Origin of the sequence: Rhodococcus sp. OK519 (assembly GCF_003051005.1) — a bacterium.
Classification (GTDB): Bacteria; Actinomycetota; Actinomycetes; order Mycobacteriales; family Mycobacteriaceae; genus Prescottella.
The window spans coordinates 1-23,459 of the sequence record NZ_QAOW01000002.1 but is presented as its reverse complement, the minus strand read 5'-3'; the positions used below and the strand labels follow the sequence as shown (position 1 = coordinate 23,459).

Annotated in this window: 17 protein-coding genes; 12 read left to right on the top strand and 5 right to left on the bottom strand. The window is 68.1% G+C overall.

What is annotated here, in order from left to right; translation table 11 throughout:
• Positions 1–65 precede the first annotated feature (65 nt).
• A complete protein-coding gene (locus C8K36_RS07415; RefSeq protein ID WP_107983850.1) occupies positions 66–1,349 on the bottom strand; it encodes a TrpB-like pyridoxal phosphate-dependent enzyme in 1,284 nt (427 codons plus the stop codon).
• A 289-nt stretch (positions 1,350–1,638) separates the two neighbouring features.
• On the opposite strand from C8K36_RS07415, the gene C8K36_RS07410 reads away from it, so the two are divergent.
• Both C8K36_RS07410 and C8K36_RS07405 read left to right on the top strand, forming a co-directional pair.
• On the top strand, positions 1,639–3,417 hold the full coding sequence (locus tag C8K36_RS07410) for a DEAD/DEAH box helicase (RefSeq protein ID WP_107983849.1): 1,779 nt from the start codon (positions 1,639–1,641) through the stop codon (positions 3,415–3,417).
• Between the two features lie 181 nt (positions 3,418–3,598).
• The gene (locus C8K36_RS07405) at positions 3,599–4,189 is read left to right on the top strand and encodes an NlpC/P60 family protein (RefSeq protein ID WP_420910866.1); all 591 of its coding nucleotides are present in this window, start codon (positions 3,599–3,601) and stop codon (positions 4,187–4,189) included.
• Positions 4,190–4,204: 15 nt separating this feature from the next.
• Here C8K36_RS07405 and C8K36_RS07400 read toward each other — a convergent pair whose 3' ends face one another.
• The 3 genes from C8K36_RS07400 to C8K36_RS07390 all read right to left on the bottom strand — a co-directional run bounded on the left by C8K36_RS07400 (position 4,205) and on the right by C8K36_RS07390 (position 7,699).
• Positions 4,205–6,094: an ABC transporter ATP-binding protein gene (locus tag C8K36_RS07400; protein ID WP_107983847.1), complete on the bottom strand. Its 1,890-nt coding sequence runs from the start codon at positions 6,092–6,094 to the stop codon at positions 4,205–4,207.
• A 116-nt stretch (positions 6,095–6,210) separates the two neighbouring features.
• Positions 6,211–6,837 carry an AMIN-like domain-containing (lipo)protein gene (locus C8K36_RS07395; RefSeq protein WP_107983846.1) on the bottom strand — a complete coding sequence of 209 codons (627 nt, stop codon included), beginning with the start codon at positions 6,835–6,837 and terminating at the stop codon, positions 6,211–6,213.
• A gap of 85 nt (positions 6,838–6,922) precedes the next feature.
• Positions 6,923–7,699: a deoxyribonuclease IV gene (locus C8K36_RS07390; protein ID WP_107984292.1), complete on the bottom strand. Its 777-nt coding sequence runs from the start codon at positions 7,697–7,699 to the stop codon at positions 6,923–6,925.
• Positions 7,700–7,814: 115 nt separating this feature from the next.
• Between C8K36_RS07390 and C8K36_RS07385 the strand changes: the two genes are divergently transcribed.
• The 10 genes from C8K36_RS07385 to C8K36_RS07340 all read left to right on the top strand — a co-directional run bounded on the left by C8K36_RS07385 (position 7,815) and on the right by C8K36_RS07340 (position 22,571).
• The gene (locus tag C8K36_RS07385; protein WP_107983845.1) at positions 7,815–8,576 is read left to right on the top strand and encodes an SDR family NAD(P)-dependent oxidoreductase; all 762 of its coding nucleotides are present in this window, start codon (positions 7,815–7,817) and stop codon (positions 8,574–8,576) included.
• Positions 8,573–9,157 (top strand): hypothetical protein, encoded by a 585-nt coding sequence (locus C8K36_RS07380; RefSeq protein WP_107983844.1) that lies wholly within the window; start codon positions 8,573–8,575, stop codon positions 9,155–9,157. Before C8K36_RS07385 ends, C8K36_RS07380 begins: the two co-directional genes overlap by 4 nt.
• 70 nt (positions 9,158–9,227) lie before the next feature.
• A complete protein-coding gene (locus C8K36_RS07375; RefSeq protein ID WP_107984291.1) occupies positions 9,228–11,597 on the top strand; it encodes a sulfatase-like hydrolase/transferase in 2,370 nt (789 codons plus the stop codon).
• A gap of 74 nt (positions 11,598–11,671) precedes the next feature.
• Entirely contained in the window at positions 11,672–12,439 is a 768-nt protein-coding gene (locus C8K36_RS07370) for an ABC transporter ATP-binding protein (RefSeq protein ID WP_107983843.1), read from the top strand.
• 4 nt (positions 12,440–12,443) lie between these two features.
• On the top strand, positions 12,444–14,969 hold the full coding sequence (locus C8K36_RS07365) for an ABC transporter permease (RefSeq protein WP_107983842.1): 2,526 nt from the start codon (positions 12,444–12,446) through the stop codon (positions 14,967–14,969).
• A gap of 84 nt (positions 14,970–15,053) precedes the next feature.
• Positions 15,054–15,488 (top strand): hypothetical protein, encoded by a 435-nt coding sequence (locus C8K36_RS07360; protein WP_219910002.1) that lies wholly within the window; start codon positions 15,054–15,056, stop codon positions 15,486–15,488.
• A gap of 154 nt (positions 15,489–15,642) precedes the next feature.
• A complete protein-coding gene (locus C8K36_RS07355; RefSeq protein ID WP_107983840.1) occupies positions 15,643–17,220 on the top strand; it encodes an MFS transporter in 1,578 nt (525 codons plus the stop codon).
• A 126-nt stretch (positions 17,221–17,346) separates the two neighbouring features.
• Positions 17,347–18,522 carry an acyl-CoA dehydrogenase family protein gene (locus C8K36_RS07350; RefSeq protein WP_107983839.1) on the top strand — a complete coding sequence of 392 codons (1,176 nt, stop codon included), beginning with the start codon at positions 17,347–17,349 and terminating at the stop codon, positions 18,520–18,522.
• 8 nt (positions 18,523–18,530) lie between these two features.
• The gene (locus C8K36_RS07345; protein WP_107983838.1) at positions 18,531–19,664 is read left to right on the top strand and encodes an acyl-CoA dehydrogenase family protein; all 1,134 of its coding nucleotides are present in this window, start codon (positions 18,531–18,533) and stop codon (positions 19,662–19,664) included.
• Positions 19,665–19,700: 36 nt separating this feature from the next.
• Positions 19,701–22,571 carry an ATP-binding protein gene (locus tag C8K36_RS07340; RefSeq protein WP_107983837.1) on the top strand — a complete coding sequence of 957 codons (2,871 nt, stop codon included), beginning with the start codon at positions 19,701–19,703 and terminating at the stop codon, positions 22,569–22,571.
• A 3-nt stretch (positions 22,572–22,574) separates the two neighbouring features.
• Here the strand turns inward: C8K36_RS07340 and C8K36_RS07335 are convergent.
• The coding region (locus C8K36_RS07335) for an HNH endonuclease signature motif containing protein (RefSeq protein WP_107983836.1) at positions 22,575–23,459 on the bottom strand (885 nt) is incomplete at its 5' end.

Here is a 23,459-nt window from a genome sequence, read left to right as displayed (position 1 = left end):
GAAACGGAACTCGGTGCCGCGGGGTAGGCGTTCCCGACCCCGCGGCACCGATCCGTGTGCCGGGGCTATGCGGTCGACACGAGGTTTCCGTCGATGTGCGCCTGGTAGGCGGGCAGATCGAGCATGCCGTGTCCGGACAGGCCGATCACCAGCACCTCCGGCTCGGTGAGCCCGCGCGCGTACTCGGCGGCTGCGGCGATCGCGTGCGCAGACTCGGGGGCAGGCACGATGCCCTGGGTGCGGGCGAACAGCACACCGGCGTCGAAGGAATCGGTCTGGTCGACGGCCTGGCCGGTGACGTAGCCGAGTTCGACGGTGTGGCTGAGCAACGGCGCCATGCCGTGGTAGCGCAGGCCGCCCGCGTGGATCGGGTCCGGAACGAAGTCCTGGCCGAGCGTGTGCATCTTCAGGAGCGGCGTCAGGCCGGCGACGTCGCCGTGGTCGTAGCGGTACTCGCCCTTGGTGATCGACGGGCACGCTGCGGGCTCGGCGGCGACGATCCGCGTCTGCGCCCTACCGTGCAGCACCTCGCGGATGAACGGGAACGCCAGGCCGGCGAGGTTGGAACCGCCACCGGCACAACCGAACACGACGTCGGCGTTGGCCTCACCCGCGGCGCGCAGCTGCTCGACCGCCTCGAGGCCGATGACCGTCTGGTGCAGCACGACATGGTTGAGAACGCTGCCGAGCGCGTAGCGAGCGTCGGGGTCGTTCGCCGCGACCTCGACGGCCTCGGTGACCGCCATGCCCAGCGAGCCCGGTGTGTCCGGGAAGTCGGCGAGCATCTTGCGGCCCGACTCGGTGAGATCGGACGGGCTCGGGTGCACGATGCCGCCGTAGGTCTCCATGAGATGGCGGCGGTACGGCTTGGACTCGTACGACGCCCGCACCTGCCAGATCTCGAGGTCGATCCCGAACTTGGCGCACGCGAACGACAGCGCGCTGCCCCACTGACCGGCGCCGGTCTCGGTCGTGATCTTCTTCACGCCGTCCTGCGCGTTGTAGTAGGCCTGCGCGACGGCGGTGTTGGTCTTGTGGCTGCCGACCGGACTCACGCCCTCGTACTTGACGTAGATCCGAGCGGGCGTCCCCAGCGCCTTCTCGAATTCTGTCGCACGGATCAGGGGCGCCGGCCGCCACGTGCGGTAGGCCTCACGGATCGGTTCGGGGATCTCGATGTACTGCTCGGTGGTGGCTTCCTGCTCGATCAGTGCGCTCGGGAACAGTGCCGCGAGATCGGCGGGCGTGACCGGCTCCATGGTGCCCGGGTGCAGATGGGGCGGCGGGGCGACCGGCAGGTCCGCGACGATGTTGTACCAGTGAGTGGGGATGGGTGTCGTATCGGACACTGCTGGTTCCTCTCGGAGAGTGACAGGACGGTCGTCCACATTGTGATGCCGGTCATTGCCGCGCCCTACTCGGGGTCCCGCCAGCCTGATGCGGGCGACCTCCAGCGGCAGTCCGCCGACGGGGGTTCACTGCACGCGTCCGACCCGAAAACGGTCGCCGACTTCCCGTTCGGCGGACGCGGCTGCGCGTGAGAACGGCGCGACTCCTGCGCAGGTGAATCGAGTCGATGCACGTGGATGGCCCTCGGATCGAAGGCCATACCACGCATCGACTAAACTGACAGGTCAAATGAGTGACACCGAGCGCGACCCGCAGACCGACGACAATCCCATCACCTTCGCCGACCTCCAGATCGACGAACGGGTGCTGAAGGCACTCTCCGACGTCGGGTACGAGTCGCCCTCACCGATCCAGGCCGCGACCATTCCGACGCTGCTCGAGGGCAAGGACGTCGTCGGCCTCGCGCAGACCGGTACCGGTAAGACGGCCGCGTTCGCGATCCCGATCCTGTCCCGCCTGGATGTGACCCGGAAGGTGCCGCAGGCGCTGGTCCTGGCACCCACCCGCGAACTCGCGCTGCAGGTCGCGGAGGCGTTCGGCAAGTACTCGGCCCACATCCCGGGCCTGCATGTGCTGCCGATCTACGGCGGTCAGGCGTACGGCGTGCAGCTGTCCGGCCTGCGCCGCGGCGCGCAGATCATCGTCGGCACCCCGGGTCGCGTCATCGACCACCTGGAGAAGGGCACGCTCGACCTGTCGAACCTCGAGTACCTGGTGCTCGACGAGGCCGACGAGATGCTCAAGATGGGCTTCCAGGACGACGTCGAGCGCATCCTTGCCGACACCCCGGAATACAAGCAGGTCGCGCTGTTCTCGGCGACGATGCCGCCCGCGATCCGCAAGATCTCCAAGCAGTACCTGCACGATCCGGTCGAGATCACGGTCAAGGCGAAGACTGCGACCGCCGCCAACATCACCCAGCGGTGGGTGCAGGTGGCGCACCAGCGCAAGCTCGATGCCCTCACTCGTATCCTCGAGGTGGAGTCCTTCGAGGCGATGATCATCTTCGTCCGGACGAAGCAGGCCACCGAGGACCTCGCCGAGCGTCTGCGCGCCCGCGGGTTCTCGGCCGCCGCGATCAACGGCGACATCGTGCAGGCCCAGCGTGAGCGCACCATCGGTCAGCTCAAGTCCGGTGCGCTCGACATCCTCGTCGCGACCGACGTCGCGGCCCGCGGTCTCGACGTCGACCGCATCTCTCACGTCGTCAACTACGACATTCCGCACGACAGCGAGTCTTACGTGCACCGCATCGGTCGTACCGGCCGCGCCGGTCGTACCGGTGACGCGCTGCTGTTCGTGGCTCCGCGCGAGCGGCACCTGCTCAAGTCGATCGAGCGCACTACGCGGCAGCCGCTCACCGAGATGCAGTTGCCCACCGTCGAAGACGTCAACGCCCAGCGTGTGACGAAGTTCGGCGACTCCATCACGGCGAGCCTGGGCTCCGAGAACGTCGCGCTGTTCCGCAAGCTCATCGAGGACTACGAGCGCGAGCACGACGTTCCGCTCGCCGACATCGCCGCCGCGCTGGCGGTCCTGTCGCGTGATGGCGAGACGTTCCTGATGGAGCCGGAGCCGCCGGCCCCGCCGCGCCGCGAGCGTGAGCCCCGCGAGCAGCGGGATCGTCCGGCCCGCCGGTTCGACGACGGCGGCCCGAGCGGTCCGCGCGTGGGCCGCGACGGCCAGGAGTTCGCGACGTACCGCATCGCGGTCGGCAAGCGCCACAAGGTTGCGCCGGGCGCGATCGTCGGCGCCATCGCGAACGAGGGTGGTCTGCGTCGTAGCGACTTCGGACACATCAGCATCCGGCCGGATCACAGCCTCGTCGAGCTGCCGGCCAACCTGCCGCGTGAGACGGTCGAGGCGCTGCGTGCGACCCGTATCTCGGGTGTCCTGATCCAGCTGCAGCTCGACCAGGGCGCGCCGGGCGGACGGTCCCCGAGGGGCGGCCGCAGCGACCGGGGAGACCGGGGCGATCGATTCTCGAAGCGTCGTCCCCGCGACTGACCTCCACCTGGTAGACAGCGTTCGAAACGGGCGCCGGTGAGTCTTCGACTTGCCGGCGCCCGTTTCTGTGAATGCGCTGGATCCTGTGACAGGAGTGAATCCTGATCTGTAACGTGCCTCACAGTTTGCGGTCGGGGGATCCGCGCAATCTCATCAAGGAGGCACGAACGTGGCCAACACGATTCGTCGAGGATTGATCGCAGCAGCACTCATCGGAGGGACATCCGTCGGGCTGGCGGCACCCGCAATGGCTCAGCCCGACATCGTCGGTTCCATCTCGAACGCGGCCGACATCACCAACAGCCTGTCCGACGTCCTGTCGTCCGGCAGTTCCGGAAGCAGTGGCGGCACCGGCAGCGCCAGCCTGTTCGCCGGGAGCGGCGACATCGCGATTCCCCTTCCGATCCCGAGTCCCCGTGGCCTCGCGGCGCTCGCCGCGGCCACTACGCAGACCGGGAAGCCGTACCTGTGGGGCGGCAACGGACCCGACGCCTGGGACTGCTCGGGCCTCGTCCAGTGGGCCTTCCGTGCGGTGGGGATCAACCTGCCGCGAACCAGTCAGGAGATGGCCCGATTCACGGGCGGCATGCTGGTGCCGCTCGCGGTGCTTCAGCCCGGCGACGTGATCACGATGGACACCTACGACATCGCCGGGCACGTCGGGATCTACGCCGGCAACGGGATGGTGTTCAACGCGTACGGCACCGGAGTTCCGACGGGGCTACGCCCGCTGTCGGAGTTCAGGATTCACAACATCCGCCGCTTCTTCTGATCGGCCGCGCGGGGTTCAGCTCAACACTTCGCTGAGCACCGGTGTGCCGGTGTCGAACTGTGTTCGGTACAGCTGCGCGTAGCGACCGTCGCGGGTGAGGAGTTCGGTGTGGTTGCCGCGCTCGACGATTCGGCCACCCTCGATCACCAGGATCAGATCGGCGGCCCGGATCGTGGACAGTCGGTGCGCGATCACCACGGCCGTCCGGCCCTCGAGCGCTTCGCCGAGTGCCTCCTGGACGGCGGCTTCCGACGTCGAATCCAGGTGTGCTGTGGCCTCGTCGAGGATCACCACCCGCGGCTGCGCCAGCAGTAGGCGGGCGATGGTGAGACGCTGCCGTTCGCCGCCGGACAGTCGGTAGCCGCGCTCGCCCACGACGGTGTCGAGCCCGTCGGGCAGCGATTCGATCAGTTCCGTGAGGCGCGCCCGGCGCAGCACGTCCCACAAATCGGTCTCGGTGGCCTCGGGACGCGCGAGCAGCAGATTGGATCGCACCGACTCGTGGAACAGGTGACCGTCCTGGGTCACCATGCCGACGGTCCGGCGCAGCGAGTCGGCCGTGACGTCTCGGACGTCGGTGCCCGCGAGCAACACCGCGCCGGAATCGACGTCGTACAGGCGGGGGAGCAGCCCCGCGATGGTGGACTTTCCGGCGCCGGACGACCCGACCAGCGCCACCATGCTGCCCGGCTCGACGCGAAAGGAGATGTCGTGCAGCACCGGGGAGCCGCCGCGGCTGTCGAGGGTCGCGACTTCCTCCAGCGACGCGAGTGACACCTTGTCGGGCGCCGGGTATGCGAAGTCGACCGCCGAGAACTCGACCGACACCGGACCGGCCGGGATGTCGACGGCGCCGGGCTTCTCGGCGATGAGTGGCTTCAGGTCGAGGATCTCGAAGACCCGCTCGAAGCTGACCAGTGCGCTCATGACGTCGACCCGGGCGCTGGCGAGCGACGTGAGCGGCGAGTAGAGGCGGGTGAGCAGCAGAGCGAGCGAGACCACCGCACCGGCCTCGAGCTGGCCGCGCAGGGCGTAGAACCCGCCGAGCCCGTAGACGAGGGCCAGCGCGAGGGCCGACACGAGGGTGAGGGCGGTGACGAACACCGACTGCAGCATCGCGGTCCGCACCCCGATGTCGCGCACGCGCCGTGCCCGCGCCGAGAACTCGGCCGACTCCTCCGACGGCCGTCCGAAGAGCTTGACCAGCGTTGCGCCGGGCGCAGAGAACCGTTCGGTCATCTGCGTGCTCATCACCGAGTTGTGGTTGGCGGCCTCGCGGCTGAGCCGGGCGAGTCTCGTGCCCATGCGCCGGGCCGGCAGCACGAAGATCGGCAGCAGGAGCAGGGAGAGCAGAGTGATCTGCCACGAGATCCCGATCATCACCACGAGCGTGATCACCAGTGTCACCAGGTTGCCGACCACTCCGGACAGCGTGTCGCTGAAAGCGCGCTGCGCGCCGATCACGTCGTTGTTGAGACGACTGACGAGCGCGCCCGTCCGGGTGCGGGTGAAGAACGCGACGGGCATGCGCTGGACGTGATCGAAGACCGCGCGGCGCAGGTCGAGGATCAGGTCCTCGCCGATACTCGACGACAGCCACCGGGTGACGATTGCCAGGCCCGCCTCGAGCAGCGCGATGACCGCGATCAGCAGTGCGAGTCGCACCACCACGGAGGTGGCGTCGCCGGCGACGATCGCGTCGACGACGTGGCCGGCGAGGACCGGGGTGGCCACCGCGAGCGCCGCGGTCACCACGCTGAGCACGAGATACCACGCGATGTGGTCGCGATGCGGCCGCGCGTAACCCGCGATGCGGCGCAGCGTCGTACGCGAGAACGGCCGCCGATCCTGCTGCGCGTGCATCGCGTTGTACATCGCGTTCCACGCGGTGACTTCCATGCTCATGGTCTTCCGCCCTCCCGTTGCCCGGTCACAGTACGACCGGGGTACGACACCGACGGTAAGACCTCGACAATGGTTGAGGTCAACAGTGCCGCGACGGGCGGGCGGACCCGCTCAGGTCAGCGGGCGACGTCGACGACCAGTCGCGTGGGGTTGCTCAGCGTGAACACGCGGTATGCGGCGTCCGGGCGGGCGAGCCCGATCAGCGTCTGGTTCGTGCCCTCGAAGATGCCCGCGTCACGGACCTCGGTGACGATGCCACCCGGAGCGGCCTCGATCGGGTTGGGGCCCGCGTACGGTTCGACTCCGCTCGAGAACGGCATGGACGATCCGGTGATCATGACCTGCAGGATCGCCTGACCGCTCACGGCGAGCGGATTGCCGCTGCCCTGCTGGTTGGCGGTGGAGACGATCTCGGAACTCCATCCCGGGGTTCCGGTGCCGCCGAGCTCGTACACGACTCGGTCGAAGCCGTCGTGGATGCCGATCCGGATGTCGCTGATCGTGAGCGCGGCATCGGGGGAGGCGGTGCCGGTCTGGGTCTCCTGCGCGGTGGGCGCCGCTGTCAGGGTGCCCTCGTCGGCCGCCAGTGGAGCAGCCTTGACCTGCGCGGAAGCCGAGGATGCGGTGATCGACGTCGAGGAGGCGGTCGGCTCCGACTCGGTGCTGGAACAACCGGCCAGGGCGATCGCCGCGATCGCGGCGGAGGAGATGGCGAGCGTGCGGCGGGACCGAAGGTACGTCATGAGTGGGGATGGTAGGGCGGGGCCGTGTCCCTGTCGCGGTCCGACGCGGCGTCGTGGCCGTTTCGGTATGTGACGTCCGCCGCTTTCAGTCTCCCGACAGGGCGCCCCGCAGGTACGCCAGGTCGTCGGCGATGCCGTCTGCGGGTGTCTCGAGGACGACGGGTGCCCCGGCCGCCGAGACGACTGCGGTGAGCATCGCGGGATCGATCAGGCCCGTGGTCAGGTTCGCGTGCCGGTCCCGGGCCGAGTCGAACTCGTCCCGGGAGTTGTTGAGGTGGACCAGGTCGATGCGCCCGGTGATCGCCTTGACCCGTTCGACGATGCCGAGCAGTTCCTCGCCTCCGGCCCACGCATGGCAGGTGTCGAGGCAGAAGCCGGCGCCGAACTCGCCGATCGCGTCCCACAGGCGCGCGATCGCATCCAGGTGGCGGGCCATCGCGAAGTCGCCGCCCGCGGTGTTCTCGACGAGAATCGGGACCGGAAATCCGCCCTTGTCCTGCTGGCGTTCGAAGAGCTTGCGCCAGTTCGCCACTCCGGCGGCGGGGTTTTCGCCGTCGCGCACGTGGCCGCCGTGCACGACGAGGCCGATCGCGCCGATGTCCGCGGCCGCGGCGGCCTGTTCGGCGACGGCCTTGCGGGACGGCATCCGCAACCGGTTGTTCAGGCTCGCGACGTTGATGACGTAGGACGAGTGCACCACGACGTCGATCGGGCTCTGCCGGATCTGGTCGGCCTGTGGGTGCGGTTCGGGCTTGTCCCACTTCTGTGGGTCGGTGAGGAACAGTTGGACGATGTCCGCACCGAGGCGCTCCCCGGCCCCGATAGGGTCGGCGTCCTGTCTGACATGGGCTCCGATCCGCATGACGTCGAGCGTAGCGGCGTTGCGGTCCCGATCATCGGGAAACGCGACCCGGTTGCCGACTGTTCCTGGTTGTGTGTGCGGCAGCACATCGATTGACCTGGGAGATTGAAACCATATGGGCAAGTTGGACGGAAAGGTCGCGCTCATCACGGGCGCCGGCCAGGGAGTCGGCCAGGGCGTCGCGTTCGCACTCGCGAAGGAGGGCGCCCGCATCGCGGTGTCGGGACGCACCGAGTCCAAGCTGATCGAGACCTGCGAGCAGATCGCGGCATTCGGCGGGATCGCGGAACCCGTCGTCGCGGACGTCTCCGACGCGGACGACATCGCGCGCGCAGTCGACACGACGGCAGCACTGTTCGGCGGTGTCGACATTTTGGTCAACAACGCCAGCCTCAACCCGCTGGGTCCGATCAACGATCTGAAGGCCGACTTTCTCGAGCGGGCGTACACGTCCGGACCGGTCGCGGCTCTGCGGACGATGCAGGCGTGCTACCCGATCATGAAGGAACGCGGCGGTGGCGCCATCGTGAACATGGTGTCGTCGGTCGCGGTTCGCTGGGATGCGAGCGGCTACGGCGGCTACGCGTCGGTGAAGGAGGCCGTCCGGTCCCTCACGCGCGCGGCGGCCTGCGAGTGGGGCGTCGACAACATTCGCGTCAACGCTGTTGCGCCGCATGCACTGTCGCCGGGCCTGCAGCGGTGGGCGGACGCTCGGCCGGAGGAGGCGGAGGCCTTCGTCGCGAGCATCCCGATGCGTCGCATCGGTGACCCGGAAACCGACATCGGTAACGCGGTTGCGTTCCTCGTCGGACCCGATTCGGCATACCTGACGGGTGCGACGATCCCGCTCGACGGCGGCCAGGCACGCTGGTCGTGACGACGGTCAAGCGGGCCTACGGGTTCGCCGACGTTCTCGGTGCGGTGGACGGCGGCGGCCGGTTCGCTGTCGACGTCCACCGGGCCGGGATCTTCCGAACCAATTCCGTTGCACCGCAGTCGGATGACGTGCCGCTGCGGACCGTCGTGTGGTCGTGGGACGACGCGCCGGCCGACGTCGGCGTCGAGCCCGACGCGGTGCTGACGCTCGCGGAGTCGGTTCGCTGGGATCGCCGCGATCCCGCGGCGGAGTTCACCGGGATAAAGCAGGTCTGCTTCGTCGCACGCCGGTCGGACGTCCCGCGCGCCGAGTTCGAGCGTCGCTACGCCGCGCACGCCGACATCGCGCGGGTGCACCATCCTGCGGTGAGCAGGTACGTGCAGAACCTTGTCGTCGATGCACGAGGTGCGGACGCCGGTGCGATCGAGGCCATCTCGGAACTGTGGTTCGACACGGTCGACGACTACCGCGAGCACTACTACGCGGGACCGGACAGCCCCGACGTCGTGCGAACGGACGTCGTGGACTATCTGGACTTCACCAGGGGTTTCAACGTCATGATGGAGACTCGGGCCCGGTAGCTCGAACCCGCCCCGGAGCCTCCCGCTGCGTGTGATGATGGGTTCCCACGCGCATCGGGAGGACCCGGTCATGGCTGCGGAATTCACGGGCAAGGTTTCGGTCGACATCAGGGATTCGACGCCGGATTGGGCGCCGTTCGCCGAACCCCGCGCACCCGAGGGCGCCCCCAACGTCCTGTATCTGGTGTGGGACGACACCGGAATCGGCACGTGGGACACGTACGGCGGCCTCGTCGAGATGCCGAATCTGCAGCGCATCGCCGATCGCGGGGTGCTGCTGAGCCAGTTTCACACGACCGCGCTGTGTTCGCCGACGCGCGCCGCGCTGCTGACCGGGCGGAATCCGACGTCGGTGGGGATGACGACGGTCGAGGAGTTCACGGACGGATTCGCCAACTCGAGTGGCCGTATTCCCGCCGACTGCGCGCTGATGTCCGAGGTCCTCGGGGAACAGGGGTGGAACACATACGCCGTCGGCAAGTGGCACCTGACTCCGCTCGAGGAGTCGAATCTGGCGGCCACGAAGCGCAATTGGCCGCTTTCCCGGGGTTTCGAGCGGTTTTACGGGTTTCTCGGCGGTGAGGCCGACCAGTGGTATCCCAACCTCGTCTACGACAACCATCCGGTGGAGCCGCCGTACTCGCCTGAGGACGGCTACCACCTGTCGAAAGACCTGGCGGACAAGTCGATCGAGTTCATTCGCGACTCCAAGGTGATCGCGCCTGACAAGCCGTGGTTCATGTACCTTTGCCCCGGTTGCGGACATGCGCCGCATCATGTTTCGAAGGAATGGTCCGACCGATACGCCGGTCGATTCGACATGGGATACGAGAAGTATCGCGAGATCGTCCTGCAGAACCAGAAGGCTCTCGGGCTCGTTCCCGCCGACACCGAACTGTCCCCGATGAATCCGTACGCCGACGAGGTGAGTGCGGAAGGCGTGCCGTGGCCACCGCTGGACACGGTCCGGCCGTGGGACTCGCTGGAAGACGAGGAGAAGCGGCTGTTCAGCCGCATGGCAGAGGTGTTCGCCGGGTTCCAGAGCTACACCGACGCGCAGATCGGCAGGGTCCTCGACTATCTGGAGGAGTCGGGTCAACTCGACAACACGATCATCGTGCTGCTGTCCGACAACGGAGCCAGCGGGGAGGGCGGCCCGAATGGCTCGGTCAACGAGTACCGGTTCTTCAACGGCTACGCCGACAAGGTGGAGGACGGGCTCGCGAAGATCGACGACCTCGGCGGCCCCGATACCTACAACCACTATTCTCTCGGCTGGGCGATGGCGTTCAACACGCCGTACAAGCTGTTCAAGCGGTACGCGTCGCACGAGGGTGGGATCGCGGACCCGTGCCTGATCTCGTGGCCGGACGGGATCGACGCTCGCGGTGAGGTTCGGGATCGGTACGTGAACGTCTGCGACATCACGCCCACCGTGTACGAACTGCTCGGTGTCGATCCGCCGCTGCTGGTCGGAGGAGTCCTGCAGCGGCCCCTCGAGGGGGTCTCCTTCCGGCCGATCCTCGACGACCCGGACGCGGCCACGGGCAAGGTCACCCAGTTCTACTCGATGCTCGGCACCCGGGGGATCTGGCACGACGGGTGGTTCGCGAACACCGTCCACCCGGCGGCTCCGTCGAACTGGTCGCATTTCGACGACGACCGGTGGGAACTGTTCCACATCGAGCGCGACCGCAGCCAGGTCCACGACCTCGCCGCCGCACAGCCCGACAAGCTCGACCAGATGCGCGCCCTGTGGTTCGCCGAGGCCGACAAGTACGGCGGGCTGCCGCTCAACGACCTCGACATCCTCTCGGCGTTCCTGCGCTATCGGCCGTACCTCACCGGCGCGCGGGAATCGTTCGTCTACTACCCGGACGCCGCCGAGGTGGGGCCGGGCGCAGCGCTCGAGATGCGGGGCCGTTCCTTCGCGCTGCTCGCGGAGGTGACCGTCGACGACTTCGATGCGGAGAAGGGGAGCGGACCCGAGGGGGTGCTGTTCGCGCACGGCGGCCGCCTCGGCGGTCACACGCTGTTCGTGCAGGACGGGCGGCTGAAGTACGTGTACAACTTCCTCGGCGAGGAGGAGCAACTCGTGGAGTCGCCCGAACCTGTGACCCCCGGACACCACGTGCTCGGCGTGCGGTTCGAGCGGACCGGGGCGGGAGAGGACCAGTTCACGCCGGTCGGTGACGTGACGCTCTACCTCGACGATCGTGCCGTGGGTTCGCGAACCGGGGTCCGGATGCAGCCGGCGATGTTCTCGGGCGTCGGGGAGGGAATCCGCATCGGACGCGACCCCGGGCACTCGGTGTCGGCGGCGTACCGCTCCCCGTTCCGATTCCGGGGCGGGGCCATCGTCAGGGTCACCGCTGACGTGTCCGGCGAGCCGTACCTCGACATCGAGCGCGAGATCGCCCGGGCATTCGAGCACGACTGACCGGGCTCCACGGTCGGTCGGGGTACAAGATCAGGGAAGTCCCCGATGGTTTTCTGTCGTGCCCGCGCGCGAGGATGGTGGGCATGCCAACCGAAACCGAGATGCCCACCGAAACCACAGCGGCCGCGCGTGCGGTCAACCTGACCAAGGTCTACGGGTCGGGGGACACCCAGGTTCATGCCCTCGCGGGTGTGTCCGCGGAGTTCGCGCGGGGGGAGTTCACCGCCATCATGGGCCCGTCGGGCTCCGGCAAGTCGACGCTCATGCACTGCCTCGCCGGCCTCGACGCCTCGACGTCGGGCGCGGTGCTGATCGGTGCGACGGACCTGACCACGCTTTCGGACAAGCAGATGACGCAGTTGCGTCGCGACCGGATCGGTTTCGTGTTCCAGGCCTTCAATCTGGTGCCGACGCTGACGGCGCTCGAGAACATCACGCTGCCGCTGGACATCGCGGGTCGGAAGGCCGATCAGCAGTGGTTGGACACCGTCGTCGACCGTCTGGGTCTGCGGGATCGTCTCGATCACCGCCCTGGCGAGCTGTCCGGTGGTCAGCAGCAGCGTGTCGCGTGCGCGCGCGCCCTCGCGGGGCAACCGGAGATCATCTTCGGTGACGAGCCGACCGGCAACCTGGATTCGCGTTCGTCGGGTGAGGTGCTCTCGATTCTGCGGGCCGCGGTCGACGAGTTCGGCCAGACCGTCGTGATCGTCACGCACGATCCGCGGGCGGCGAGCTTCGCCGACCGCGTCGTGTTCCTCGCGGACGGGCTGATCGTCGACGAACTGCGCGAGCCCACCGCGGAGTCGGTGCTCGATCGCATGAAGAACCTCGAGACGGTCTGACGCCATGGCCGTGACCAATTCCCCGATGCGCAAGGTGTCGTTGCGCAACCTCGCCGCCCACAAGGTGCGGCTCGTCCTGACCGTGCTGTCGGTGGTGCTCGGCACCGCGTTCGTCGCGGGGTCGTTCGTGTTCACCGACACCCTGCAGAAGACGTTCGACAGCATCTTCGACGGCACCGCGCAGGGCGTCGACGTGCGGGTCAGCGCGACCGAGCAGGGCTCGAGCGGTGTCCCGATCGCCGACGTGGACGCCCTCCGCGCGATCGACGGCGTCCGTTCCGTCGCGCCTGCCGTGGACGGGCAGATCGTCGTACTCAACTCGGCGGGCAAGCCGATGCAGAACGGCGGCGCGCCGAGCATGGGCTCGTCGTACCTGCCGCCGGGCCAGACGCTCGGTGAACCCACGAAGTTCGTTGCCGGCACACCGCCGCAGCAGTCCGGTCAGATTGCGCTCAACCAGGGCGCCGCGACACGGGCCGGCCTCGACGTCGGGTCGAGCACCAAGGTGCTGACGATGCGCGGCTGGAACGACGTCACCGTCTCCGGCATCTACGCCCCGGACACCGACACCGGTGGATACGTCGGAGCGCTGTTCACCGACGCGCAGGCGCGGGAGTTGTTCACCGACGGCAGCCACGTCGGCTACATCGATGTGGCCGGTACCGGGGCGTCGCAGGACGAGTTGCGCGATCGAATCTCCACGGCGCTGCCCGACACGAAGGTCCAGACCGGGGCCGAGGTGAAGCAGGAGACCAAGGACCAGATCGGCGAGGCCCTCAGCTTCGTCAACTATTTCCTGCTGGCGTTCGGGGCGATCGCGCTGCTGGTGGGCACGTTCATCATCTACAACACGTTCTCGATGATCGTGGCGCAGCGACTGCGCGAACTGGCGTTGCTCCGGGCGATCGGCGCGAGCCGTAAGCAGGTGGGGCGCTCGGTGGTGTTCGAGGCCCTCGTGGTCGGCATCATCGGCAGCGCGATCGGTCTCGCGGCCGGCGTCGGGCTGGCCTATGGCCTGCGCGCCCTGCTCAATGCGTTCGATCTCGGCCTGCCCGACGGCCCTCTGCAGGTGGCACCGCGCACCGTCATCGTGGCGCTCGTCCTCGGTGTGATCGTCACCGTCGTCAGCGCCTATGCACCGGCCCGCCGTGCCGCGAAGGTGCCGCCGGTCGCCGCGATGCGCGAGGAGTTCGCGTCCACCGGTGACACCCTGCGCGTCCGCACCTTGATCGGTGCGATCGCCGCCGTCGTCGGTGTGATCGCGCTCGTTGCCGGGGCCCGGTCCACGGGCGGCGGTGCGGCCGCGGTCGTGGGGCTCGGCGCTCTCGCCCTCGTTCTCGCGGTCCTGCTCGCGGCGCCGGCACTGTCGCGGCCGATCGTCGGTGCGCTCGGCGCCGTGTTCGCCAAGCCGTTCGGTTCGGTGGGGCGCCTGGCCCGCACCAACGCCGTCCGCAACCCCAAGCGCACCGCGGCGACCGCATTCGCCCTCACCCTCGGTCTGATGTTGGTGTCGGTGATCGGCGTGTTCGGCGCGTCCGCCAAGGCGAGTGTCAACTCGCTGGTCGACAAGGGAGTCGAGGCCGACTTCGTCCTCACCGGACCTCAGGGCATCGGGGTGCCGGCGGGTGCCGCGGGCGCTGCCGGACGGGTGAACGGTGTCGCCGAGGCGGTGTCCCTGCACGGTGTCGCCGTGAAGATCGACGAGGACGACGCCTTCGGCACCGCCCTGAGCGGATCGCCGGACGGGGTCCTCGACTACACGATGAAGGAAGGTTCCGCGTCCGTCGGCGGCGCCGACATGCTGGTGAGTGCCAGCGAGGCCGCCGACCACGACTGGAAGCTGGGCACGCCCGTCACGCTCACCGACCGTGATGGCGAGCAGACCACTGTGACGGTGACCGGCATCTACGAGGACAACCAGTTGCTGGGTCCGTGGATGGTGTCAGACCAGGTGTACCAGGAGATGACGCCGGCCAACATGCGCGCCGAGTGGGCGGTGCTCATCAAGGCGACGCCGGGCGCCGACCTGACCGCGATGGCCACCGACCTGGCGACCGCGACGGATCCGTTCGTCGTGGTGCAGGTGCAGGACCGGGAGCAGTTCAAGGGCACGCAGGGCCAGCAGATCGACATGCTGCTGTCAGTTCTCTACGGACTGCTGGCGCTCGCGATCGTCATCGCGATCCTCGGCATCGTGAACACGCTCGCGCTGTCCGTGGTCGAGCGCCGTCGTGAGATCGGAATGCTGCGAGCGGTCGGCATGCAGCGAGCGCAGGTGCGTCGCACCATCTACCTCGAATCGGTGCTGATCGCGGTGTTCGGCGCGCTGGTCGGCGTGGTTCTGGGCGTCGTGTTCGGCTGGGGCTTCGTGCGGACTCTCGCGGACCAGGGCCTCGACCAGATCTCGGTGCCGTGGGGCCAGGTGATCGCGATGCTGATCGGTTCGGGCATCGTCGGGGTGCTCGCCGCCCTGTGGCCGGCGTCGCGCGCCGCGCGGACGAAGCCGCTGGAGGCGATCTCCGACATGTAGGCAGACGGTCGGAACGGACGGTCGGAACAGGGGACGGTACCTTCGCGGCTTCGGCGGCGAAGGTACCGTTTTCGCGTGAGCAATATGCAGGAAATCGGTGATCGTGACGGCTGGCGTTGCTGGCTGTGTGACGAACCCGTAGACCCCGACATGTCCGTCAACGATCCGCGCGGCCCGAGCGTCGACGCCATCGCCACGGCGAAGAAGAGCAAGAGTAAGGCGGTTCAGGAGCGCCTGGCACACCGCGCGTGCAACACCAAGAAGGGCGCGGTCAAGCCCGTCGTGCCGTGGCCGGACGAACTGTTCGTCGTCGATCCCGCGCCGATCGTCGGCGTCGTCGAGCAATTGAGCCGCAAGGGCGGCCGCGTGGCGGTGGCCCGCTGCCCCGGCGAGTCGGATGCCGAGGCCGCGGCCGAATGGCTGCTCGACCGGTTGTCCCGTTTCGCGCCGGATCTCGACGTCGCCACCCGTATCGATGCCGGCGGCGGCGGATACCTGCTGGTGCTCGAAACCCGCTGACACCGACCGGGCCCCGGCCCCTCTGTTTCCGAAACAGTTCGGGAACAGGGAGGCCGCGGCCCGCCGGTTTCCGTCTCCTCCCGTAGCCCGTGGCGATACCGTCGGACTCCGGCGACGAACGCCGTGAGTGCCGTGCCGAGGTGGTGGGCCCGCGATGAGTGAAAGCGTGATCTCCGACGGATCCGACCGGATGTCTCGGCGCCGGAACCTGCTTGCACTCCTGCTCGCGATGGCGATGTTCGTCCTGGTCGTGGACACCTCGCTGATGAACGTGTCGATCTCGGCGGTGGTGCGCGACCTCGACACGACCGTCAGCGGAGTGCAGTCGGCCATCGCACTGGAGGCGCTGGTGTCGGCGGCGTTCATCCTCATCGGCAGCAAGGTCGGTGACCTCGTCGGACGCAAGCGCGCCTACGTTCTGGGTCTGCTCGGATACGCGATCGGCGCGGTGGCGATGGCTGTCGCCCAGAACCTGACCGCGGTGATCTTCTTCTGGGCGGTGGTCGGCGGGATCGGCGCTTCACTGCTCCTGCCGGCGATGCAGTCTCTCATCCACGGAAACTTCGAAGGTGACGCGCAGAAGAAGGTGTATGCCCTCGTCGGGGCGGCAGCGGCGATCGCGGCAGCGGTAGGGCCTCTGCTCGGCGGATTCATCACGACGTATCTCTCGTGGCGCGTCGCCTTCGTCCTCGAGGCTGCGATCATCGCGGTCGTCCTCTCGGGCATCGGACTCGTCCGTGACGTGCCGTACACGGGCTCGCGGGGTGTGGACGTGTTCGGTGCGGTGCTCTCGGTGGTCGGCATGGGCGGAATAGTGCTGGGGATCCTGGTGTGGCAGGAGGGTGGCGAGGCGGTTGCCGCGCTGCTGGTGGCCGGTGCGGCGGCGCTCACGGGTCTGGCCTTCTGGTTGCTGCGCCGAAAACGGCGGGGCGACGCGACCCTGCTGGATCCGGATCTCTTCCGGTCGAAGGTGTTCCGGCTCGGAGTCTCACAGCAGATGCTCCAGCAGATCGCGCTGGGCGGCACGATGATTGCGCTGCCCATCTACTTGCAGATGGTGCTCGAATACAACGCGATGCAGGCGGGTCTTTCGCTGGCCCCGCTGTCGCTGAGCATGTTCGCCGTCGCGCTGCTTGCGGGAAAGAAGGCAGGCAACCGGCGGCCGACCGTCATGATCAGGTGGGGTTTCGTACTGGTCACCGTGGGAATCGCCGTGCTCCTACCGATCGTCCCGAGAGCAGACTTCGGGTGGGCTTTGCTGGCCCCGCTGGTGGTCGCGGGCGCGGGTCTCGGATTGCTGGTCTCGCAGTTGAACAACTACACGCTCGCCCCGATCTCCGAGGAGCGGGTCAGCGAGGCCGCCGGCACCAACTCTGCGGCCGGATCCTTCGGGTTGTCGTTCGGGCTCGCCTTCGCGGGCGCCGTCATGCTGGCGATGCTGTCGACGACGTTCACCACGATGTCAGAGTCGAGCTCGGTGCTCCCGGCGGCCGAGCAACAGCGCGTGGCGGAGGTGCTCGAGCACGACGCCGAGGTGATGAGCAACGCGGAGCTCGAGTTGTTGCTGCAGGGCCAGGCGCCCGCCATCCAGGACGAGATCGTCCGTATCAATACCGACGCTCGGCCACTTGCCCTGCAGGCGGCGCTGCTGGTGCCGCTTCTGGCAGGTGTTCTCGGGGTCCTCAACACGCTTCGCATGGCGCGCGAACCCGACCCGCCGGCGTCTGCGTGAGCGGTGGAAGCCAGAGTTGCACGACACCCGCGCACGGGAGTTCAAAGCCTCCTGTTTGTGCACGCCAGGAGGGTAACGTTCGCACCGAGGGCCGGTCCGGATCCGTGTGTGTGGAGGTAACCATCGATGAACCTGGCGTTGACCCCGCAAGAGCGCGCCTTCCGAGACGAGATGCGCGTGTTCTTTCGGACGGAGATTCCCTCCGAGATCCGGGAGCAGGTGGCCTCCGGCGGGACGATCGGCCGGGACGACGTCGTGGCGACACATCGTATCCTCAACGCAGCGGGCCTCGCGGTTCCGCACTGGCCGGTCAAGTGGGGCGGCCGGGATTGGACTGCGGTCCAGCGTCACATCTGGCTCGACGAGATGCAGCTTGCCGCCGTTCCGGAACCGCTGGCGTTCAACGCGAACATGGTGGGCCCGGTGATCGCGACGTTCGGTTCCGAGGAGCAGAAGGAGCGGTTCCTTCCGGCGACCGCGAACCTCGACATCTGGTGGTGCCAGGGTTTTTCGGAGCCCGGTTCCGGGTCTGATCTGGCGTCGCTGCAGACCCGCGCGGTTCGTGACGGCGACGAGTACGTGATCAACGGGCAGAAGACATGGACCACGCTCGCGCAGTACGCCGACTGGATCTTCTGTCTCGTGCGGACCGACCCGAACGCTCCGAAGAAGCAGGCGGGGATCTCGTTCATCCTCGTCGACCTCACTTCGCCCGGCGTCACCGTCCGGCCGATCCGGCTCATCGACGGCAGCTACGAGGTCAACGAGGTGTTCTTCGACGACGTGCGCGTACCCGCCGAGAATCTGGTGGGGGAGGAGAACGCGGGCTGGAGCTACGCCAAGTTCCTGCTCGGGAACGAGCGCACCGGAGTCACCGGCGTCGGCCGCACCAAGGTTCGGCTCGCACGAGCCAAGGAGCGCGCCGCAGGGACCGTGCTCGGGTCCGGCACGTTGCTCGACGATCCGCTGTTCGCCACGCGCGTCGCCGAACTGGAGAACGAACTGCTCGCGCTCGAGCTCACCCAGTTGCGGGTGGTGGCCAGTTCCGCCAACGGCAAACCCGATCCGGCGTCGTCACTGCTCAAGCTGCGTGGATCGGAACTGCAGCAGGCCGCCACCGAACTCCTCGTCGACATCGCCGGACCGGACTCGCTGCCCTTCGACGCCGGCGACGAGATCGCGTCCCCGCTGTGGGCGCAACGGGCCACCCCCACCTATCTCAACTACCGCAAGGTATCCATCTACAGCGGGTCGAGTGAGGTGCAACGCAGCATCATCGCATCGTCGATCCTCGGATTGTGAGGCGGCGCATGGACTTCGAACTGGACGACGAACAGAGACTGCTGCGGGACACGACCCGGGAGCTACTGGAGCGCAGCTACGACCTCGAACAACTGTCGGCGGCGAAGGACACCCCGCGCGGCTGGCGAGTCGACGTGTGGCGCATGCTCGCCGAGACCGGGCTCCTCGGTCTGGGGTTCGACGAGGCAGACGGTGGATCGGGTGCCGGGCCCGTGGAGGTGGGGATCGTCATGACCGAACTCGGTCGCCGCCTGGCGCCCGAACCGGTCCTCGATGCAGTCCTGCTTCCCGGTGGCCTGATCGCAGATGTCGGCAGCGAGGTCCAGCGTCGCAAGATCCTGCCCGGCGTCGTGGGCGGTGCGCTCCTCCTGGCATTCGCCCACGCGGAGCCGGGGCAGCGGTGGCCGTCTATGGAAGTGGCCACTACTGCTGTGCGGCAGGGCGATTCGTGGACGATCAGCGGAACCAAGAACCCCGTTCCACACGGTGACTGCGCCGACACCGTAGTGGTGTCGGCGTTGCTGCCGGACGGCGGCATCGGGCTGTTTCTCGTCGACGCGGACGCGCCGGGCGTGACACGCAAGACGTACGCGACGCACGACGGACTGCGGGGCGCGCAGATCGAGCTGCGCGATGCTCCCGGCGAGGCGTTGGGACTCGGAGGAGACGCAGTGGTCGCGATCCGGGCCGCGCATGTGCGGGCGCAGGCCGCGCTGTGTGCCGAGGCGGTGGGGGCGATGGAGGTGGCACTGCAACTCACCACCGAATACTTGAGAACGCGTAGACAATTCGGCGTCCCTCTCGCGAGCTTCCAGACGCTTACGCAGCGTGCCGCGGACATGTACGTCTCGCTCGAGTTGGCGCGAAGCATGAGCCAATACGTGACGATGTCGCTCGCCGACGGGGTGGTCGATCCGGTGGTCGCCTCCCGCGCGAAACTTCGGATCGGCCGATCGGCGCGGCACATCGGGCAGGAGGCGATCCAGATGCACGGCGGCATCGGGATGACGGCTGAGTATTCGGTGGGGCACTACGTGTCCAGGTTGACCGCGATCGAGCACACGCTCGGCTCGGCGGACGATCACCTGCGGGTGCTCGCCGCCGACGTCGCGGGGCACGACATGGTGAACGTGACGGGCTAGCGGACCACAGGGCGATCGGACCGAAGGGAGTTACCGATGGCGGACGGACTCGAGTTCGCGGTTCTGGGTCCCGTCACGGTGCGACGAGATGGAGCCCCGATCGTTCTCGACGCGCAGCAACGCGCGTTGCTCGCCGCCTTGCTCGTGGCGTTTCCACACTCCGTCGACATCGAACGATTGCGCGCCCAGGTGCGGCACACCGGGGTGGCGGCTGCAGGGAACGGCCAGGCCGACGGCGGCCCGGACCCGCTCGTGCAGGCCGTCGAGGAGCTGCGGGAGCGCCTCGAAGCGGGTGCTGCCGAGGGCGAGAGGGTCGTGACCCGCGAGGGCACGCGTGTGCAGTTGCTCGCCGACCGGTACGCCGTTGACTCTCAACGGTTCGTCGACGAGGTCCGGCGTGGTGATGCGATGCTCGAGTCGGCGCCCGACGCCGCGGCGGACGCATACCGTGAAGGCCTGCGGCTGTGGCACGGAATCGCCTATGCGGGGATCCCTTCGTCGGCATTCACCGAGACGGTGTTCATCGAGACGGAGGTCTTCCGGTTGACCGCCCTGCGGTTCGCGGCCCGGATGTCGATGGCGACTGCGCTACTCGACGGTGGGGCGCCGGCCGCTGCGGCGGTCGAGGCGGAGGCGCTCGTCGCGGACCACCCGCTCGACGAACGTGCGTGGGAACTGTTGGTGCTCGGCCTGTGTCGCTCGGGTCAGCGGGCACACGCTCTCGCCGCGATCCGCCGCTGTCGCGCGATCATCGACGACCGACTGGGCTGCGAGATCAGCCCGGGGCTGCGGCGCATCGAAACCGCGATCCTCACGAACGACTCCGTGTACCTGGAGTCGGCGCGGGTGTCTCCGCCGGCCAAGCCTCGCGGATCGAACCTGATGGCACCACGGACTCGGCTCGTCGACCGCGAGCGGGACGTCTCCGAGGTGATGGATCTACTCGACAGCGGGAGGCTGGTCACCCTGGTGGGGCCTGGCGGGGTCGGCCGGACGCGGCTCGCGGTCGAGGCGTGTCGACGGCGTGAGGATCCGGACGGCCCCTGGGTCGTGGACCTGTCCAAAGTCAGTGACGGAGCACTGATTCCGTCGACAATTGCAACATTGCTGTCGCTGCCCGGAATCGGATCGGCAGCGCACCTGGCGGAGGTGCTCGCCGCACGCGCGTGTGTGCTGGTTCTCGACAATTGCGAGCACGTCGCCGGCTACGCCGCGGACGTGGCGCGCGCGATCGTTTCCCACTGCCCGGACGTCCGGGTGATCGTCACGGGAGCAGATCCCCTCGGCGTGGACGGCGAGGCCGTGCACGTGGTGACGGCACTGTCGGTGGACGGCGCCGCCGTCGAGTTGTTCTCCGAGCGGGCGGCGGGTGTGACGGCGGGGTGGAAACTGGATTCCCGCAACACCGAAGCGGTTCACGGGATCTGCCGGGCAGTGGAAGGCTTGCCACTCGCCATCGAAATCGCTGCGGCACAGTTGCGTTGGATGACGGAGGAACAGATCGTCGGCCGTCTCGCGGCTCACTTCACGTTGCTCCACGGCACTCCCGAACCTGCCATCGGTCCGCGGGGTCGACTGTGGGACACAATCGACTGGGCCAATCGATTGCTGTCGGATGGGGAGGCGCGTCTGGTGCGTCGGATCTCCGTGTTCGCGGGATCCTTCGATGTGGAGGGGGCGACGGCGGTGTGCGCGCTGGGTGCCAGCGAGCAGGTGTCGGCGGTTCTCACCGGTCTCGTACGGCGTGGGCTGGTCCGAGTCGTCCCCGGGTCGTCGCCGACCCGGTATCGCATGCTTGCGACGGTGCGCCGGTTCGCGCGGGAACAGGCCGACGACGCTGAATCGATCGCGATTCGGGCGGCCCATCGCGCCTATGTGCTGGCCCGGGCCGAAGCGATCGCGCCGATGCTGCGTAGCGCCCGGGCAGGTTTGGCGGTGGACATGCTGGCCTCCGATCAGGCCGAACACCGTGCTGCGCTCGAGTCGGCCTTCGCGGTCGACGACGCCCACTATGCACTCGAACTCGCCGGCCTGCTCGCCTGGTTCTGGTACCGGATCGGGAACATCGGTGAGGGTCTCCAGTTCCTGCGTACCGCACTGGATCTGGTTGCCGGTGATTGGCGACCGCCCGAGCCCCGGGTGATGGCGCGGGCTCTGGACGGATTGGCGTCGTTGACGTACCTGACGGGCGATGCGGCGACGGCCGAGGACTCGGTGCGGCGCGGAGCTCAGCTCTGGTCCTCGATCGGTGAGATAGGCGAGGTGGCCCGCGACGAGGCGTGGCGGTCCCACTTCGTTGCGATCCAGGGGCGGCCCGAGGTTGCCGTCGACATTTGCCGGCACGCCGTGCAGTTGGCGGTCGAGCATGACGCCCTGTGGGCAGAGGCCGAGGCCCGGATGGTGTTGGGCATGCTGCTGCGGTCGGTGGGGGAGGCGGAGGCGGCCCGGGACGAGTTGCGGGAGGCGATTCGAACGGCCGAGCGGTGTGGGCACCGCTGGGCGGTCACATCGTCGACGTGGGCGCTGATGAAGGCCGCTGCCGACGCCGGGGACGTGGAGGGCGCGCTGGCGACGATGCGGGTGATGCGGGCCGACCTGGAGGAGGAAGGCGACGTCACGTCGTGGCTGGTGATGATTCATTCGACGGCAGCAGTGCTGGCGGCGTCCGGTCGACCGACTGACGGTGCAGTGCTCATGGGCGCGGTCGATGCGTTGGGGGCGCAGGCCGGATTCCTTCCTGCCTGGATCGATGCCTCCGACGGGCCGATCGAGGCGGCCGCTGTTCGCGGTGCGCTCGACGACAAGGACTACGAGCAGTACGCGGCCATGGGAGCCCACCTCACGCGCGAAGAGGTCAATCGGCTCTTGGGCGAACTGGTCGAGGGTCCGATATCCGAATCACGTTGACCCTCAGGCCGCTTGTGGTCCGGCGCGGCCCCGGGCGGGGATCGGTTTCCGGTACGGGTCCAGTGAGCCTGGCGGTGTGAACCACGGGTGGTGGTCGTCGCCGATGGCTACTTGCCAGTGGGAATGGTGGAGTAGCCGGTGGTGGTAGCGGCACAGCAGGACCAGGTTGTCGAGGTCGGTGGGTCCGCCGTCGACCCAGTGTTTGATGTGGTGGCCTTCGCAGTGGGCGGGTGGTGTGCCGCAGCCTGGGAAGGCGCAGCCGTGGTCGCGGGCGATGAGCGCCCGGCGCTGCTTCTTGGGGACTGTTCTGCTGCTGCGTCCGAGATTGAGCGGGACGCCGTCGTCCATCACTACTGGTGTGAGGTGGCAGTCGCAGGCGAGTCGACGTGCGGTTGCGATGCTCAGTGGTCCCGTCCAGGGCATGTGGGCGATGTCTTTGTCGCCGAACAGATCCGGATCATCACCGGTATGCGCATGATCGTTATCCGTCTGCGCCAGGTCTGCCGCGTTCACGTGCAGCGACAGGTGCGGCTTCTCTCCGCCCTCGACCGGGGCGTCGCCGGAGTCGAGGTAGTGCCGCACGATCTCGGTGAACGCCTCGGCCCGGCGTTGTCCGGGGCTGCGCATGCCGGCGGGGTCGTCGACCGGATTGGTTGGTTTCGTCAGGGCGGACAGTGCGGTCAGCAGCATCTCGCCGGTGACGGCGTCGAAATCGCCCTTTACGGCGACGCGTCCGTTCAGCGTCTTCGACGCATGGAATTCGTTGCGGTCGGTGTCTTCGCTGGCGGGGAGTTCGTCGGATTCGAAGATCCGCTCGAGTTTCGCGATGGCGCCGCGCAGTGTGTCGGTGGTGGCGGCGGGTCCGGTGGCGCAGTCGAGGAGCGCCTG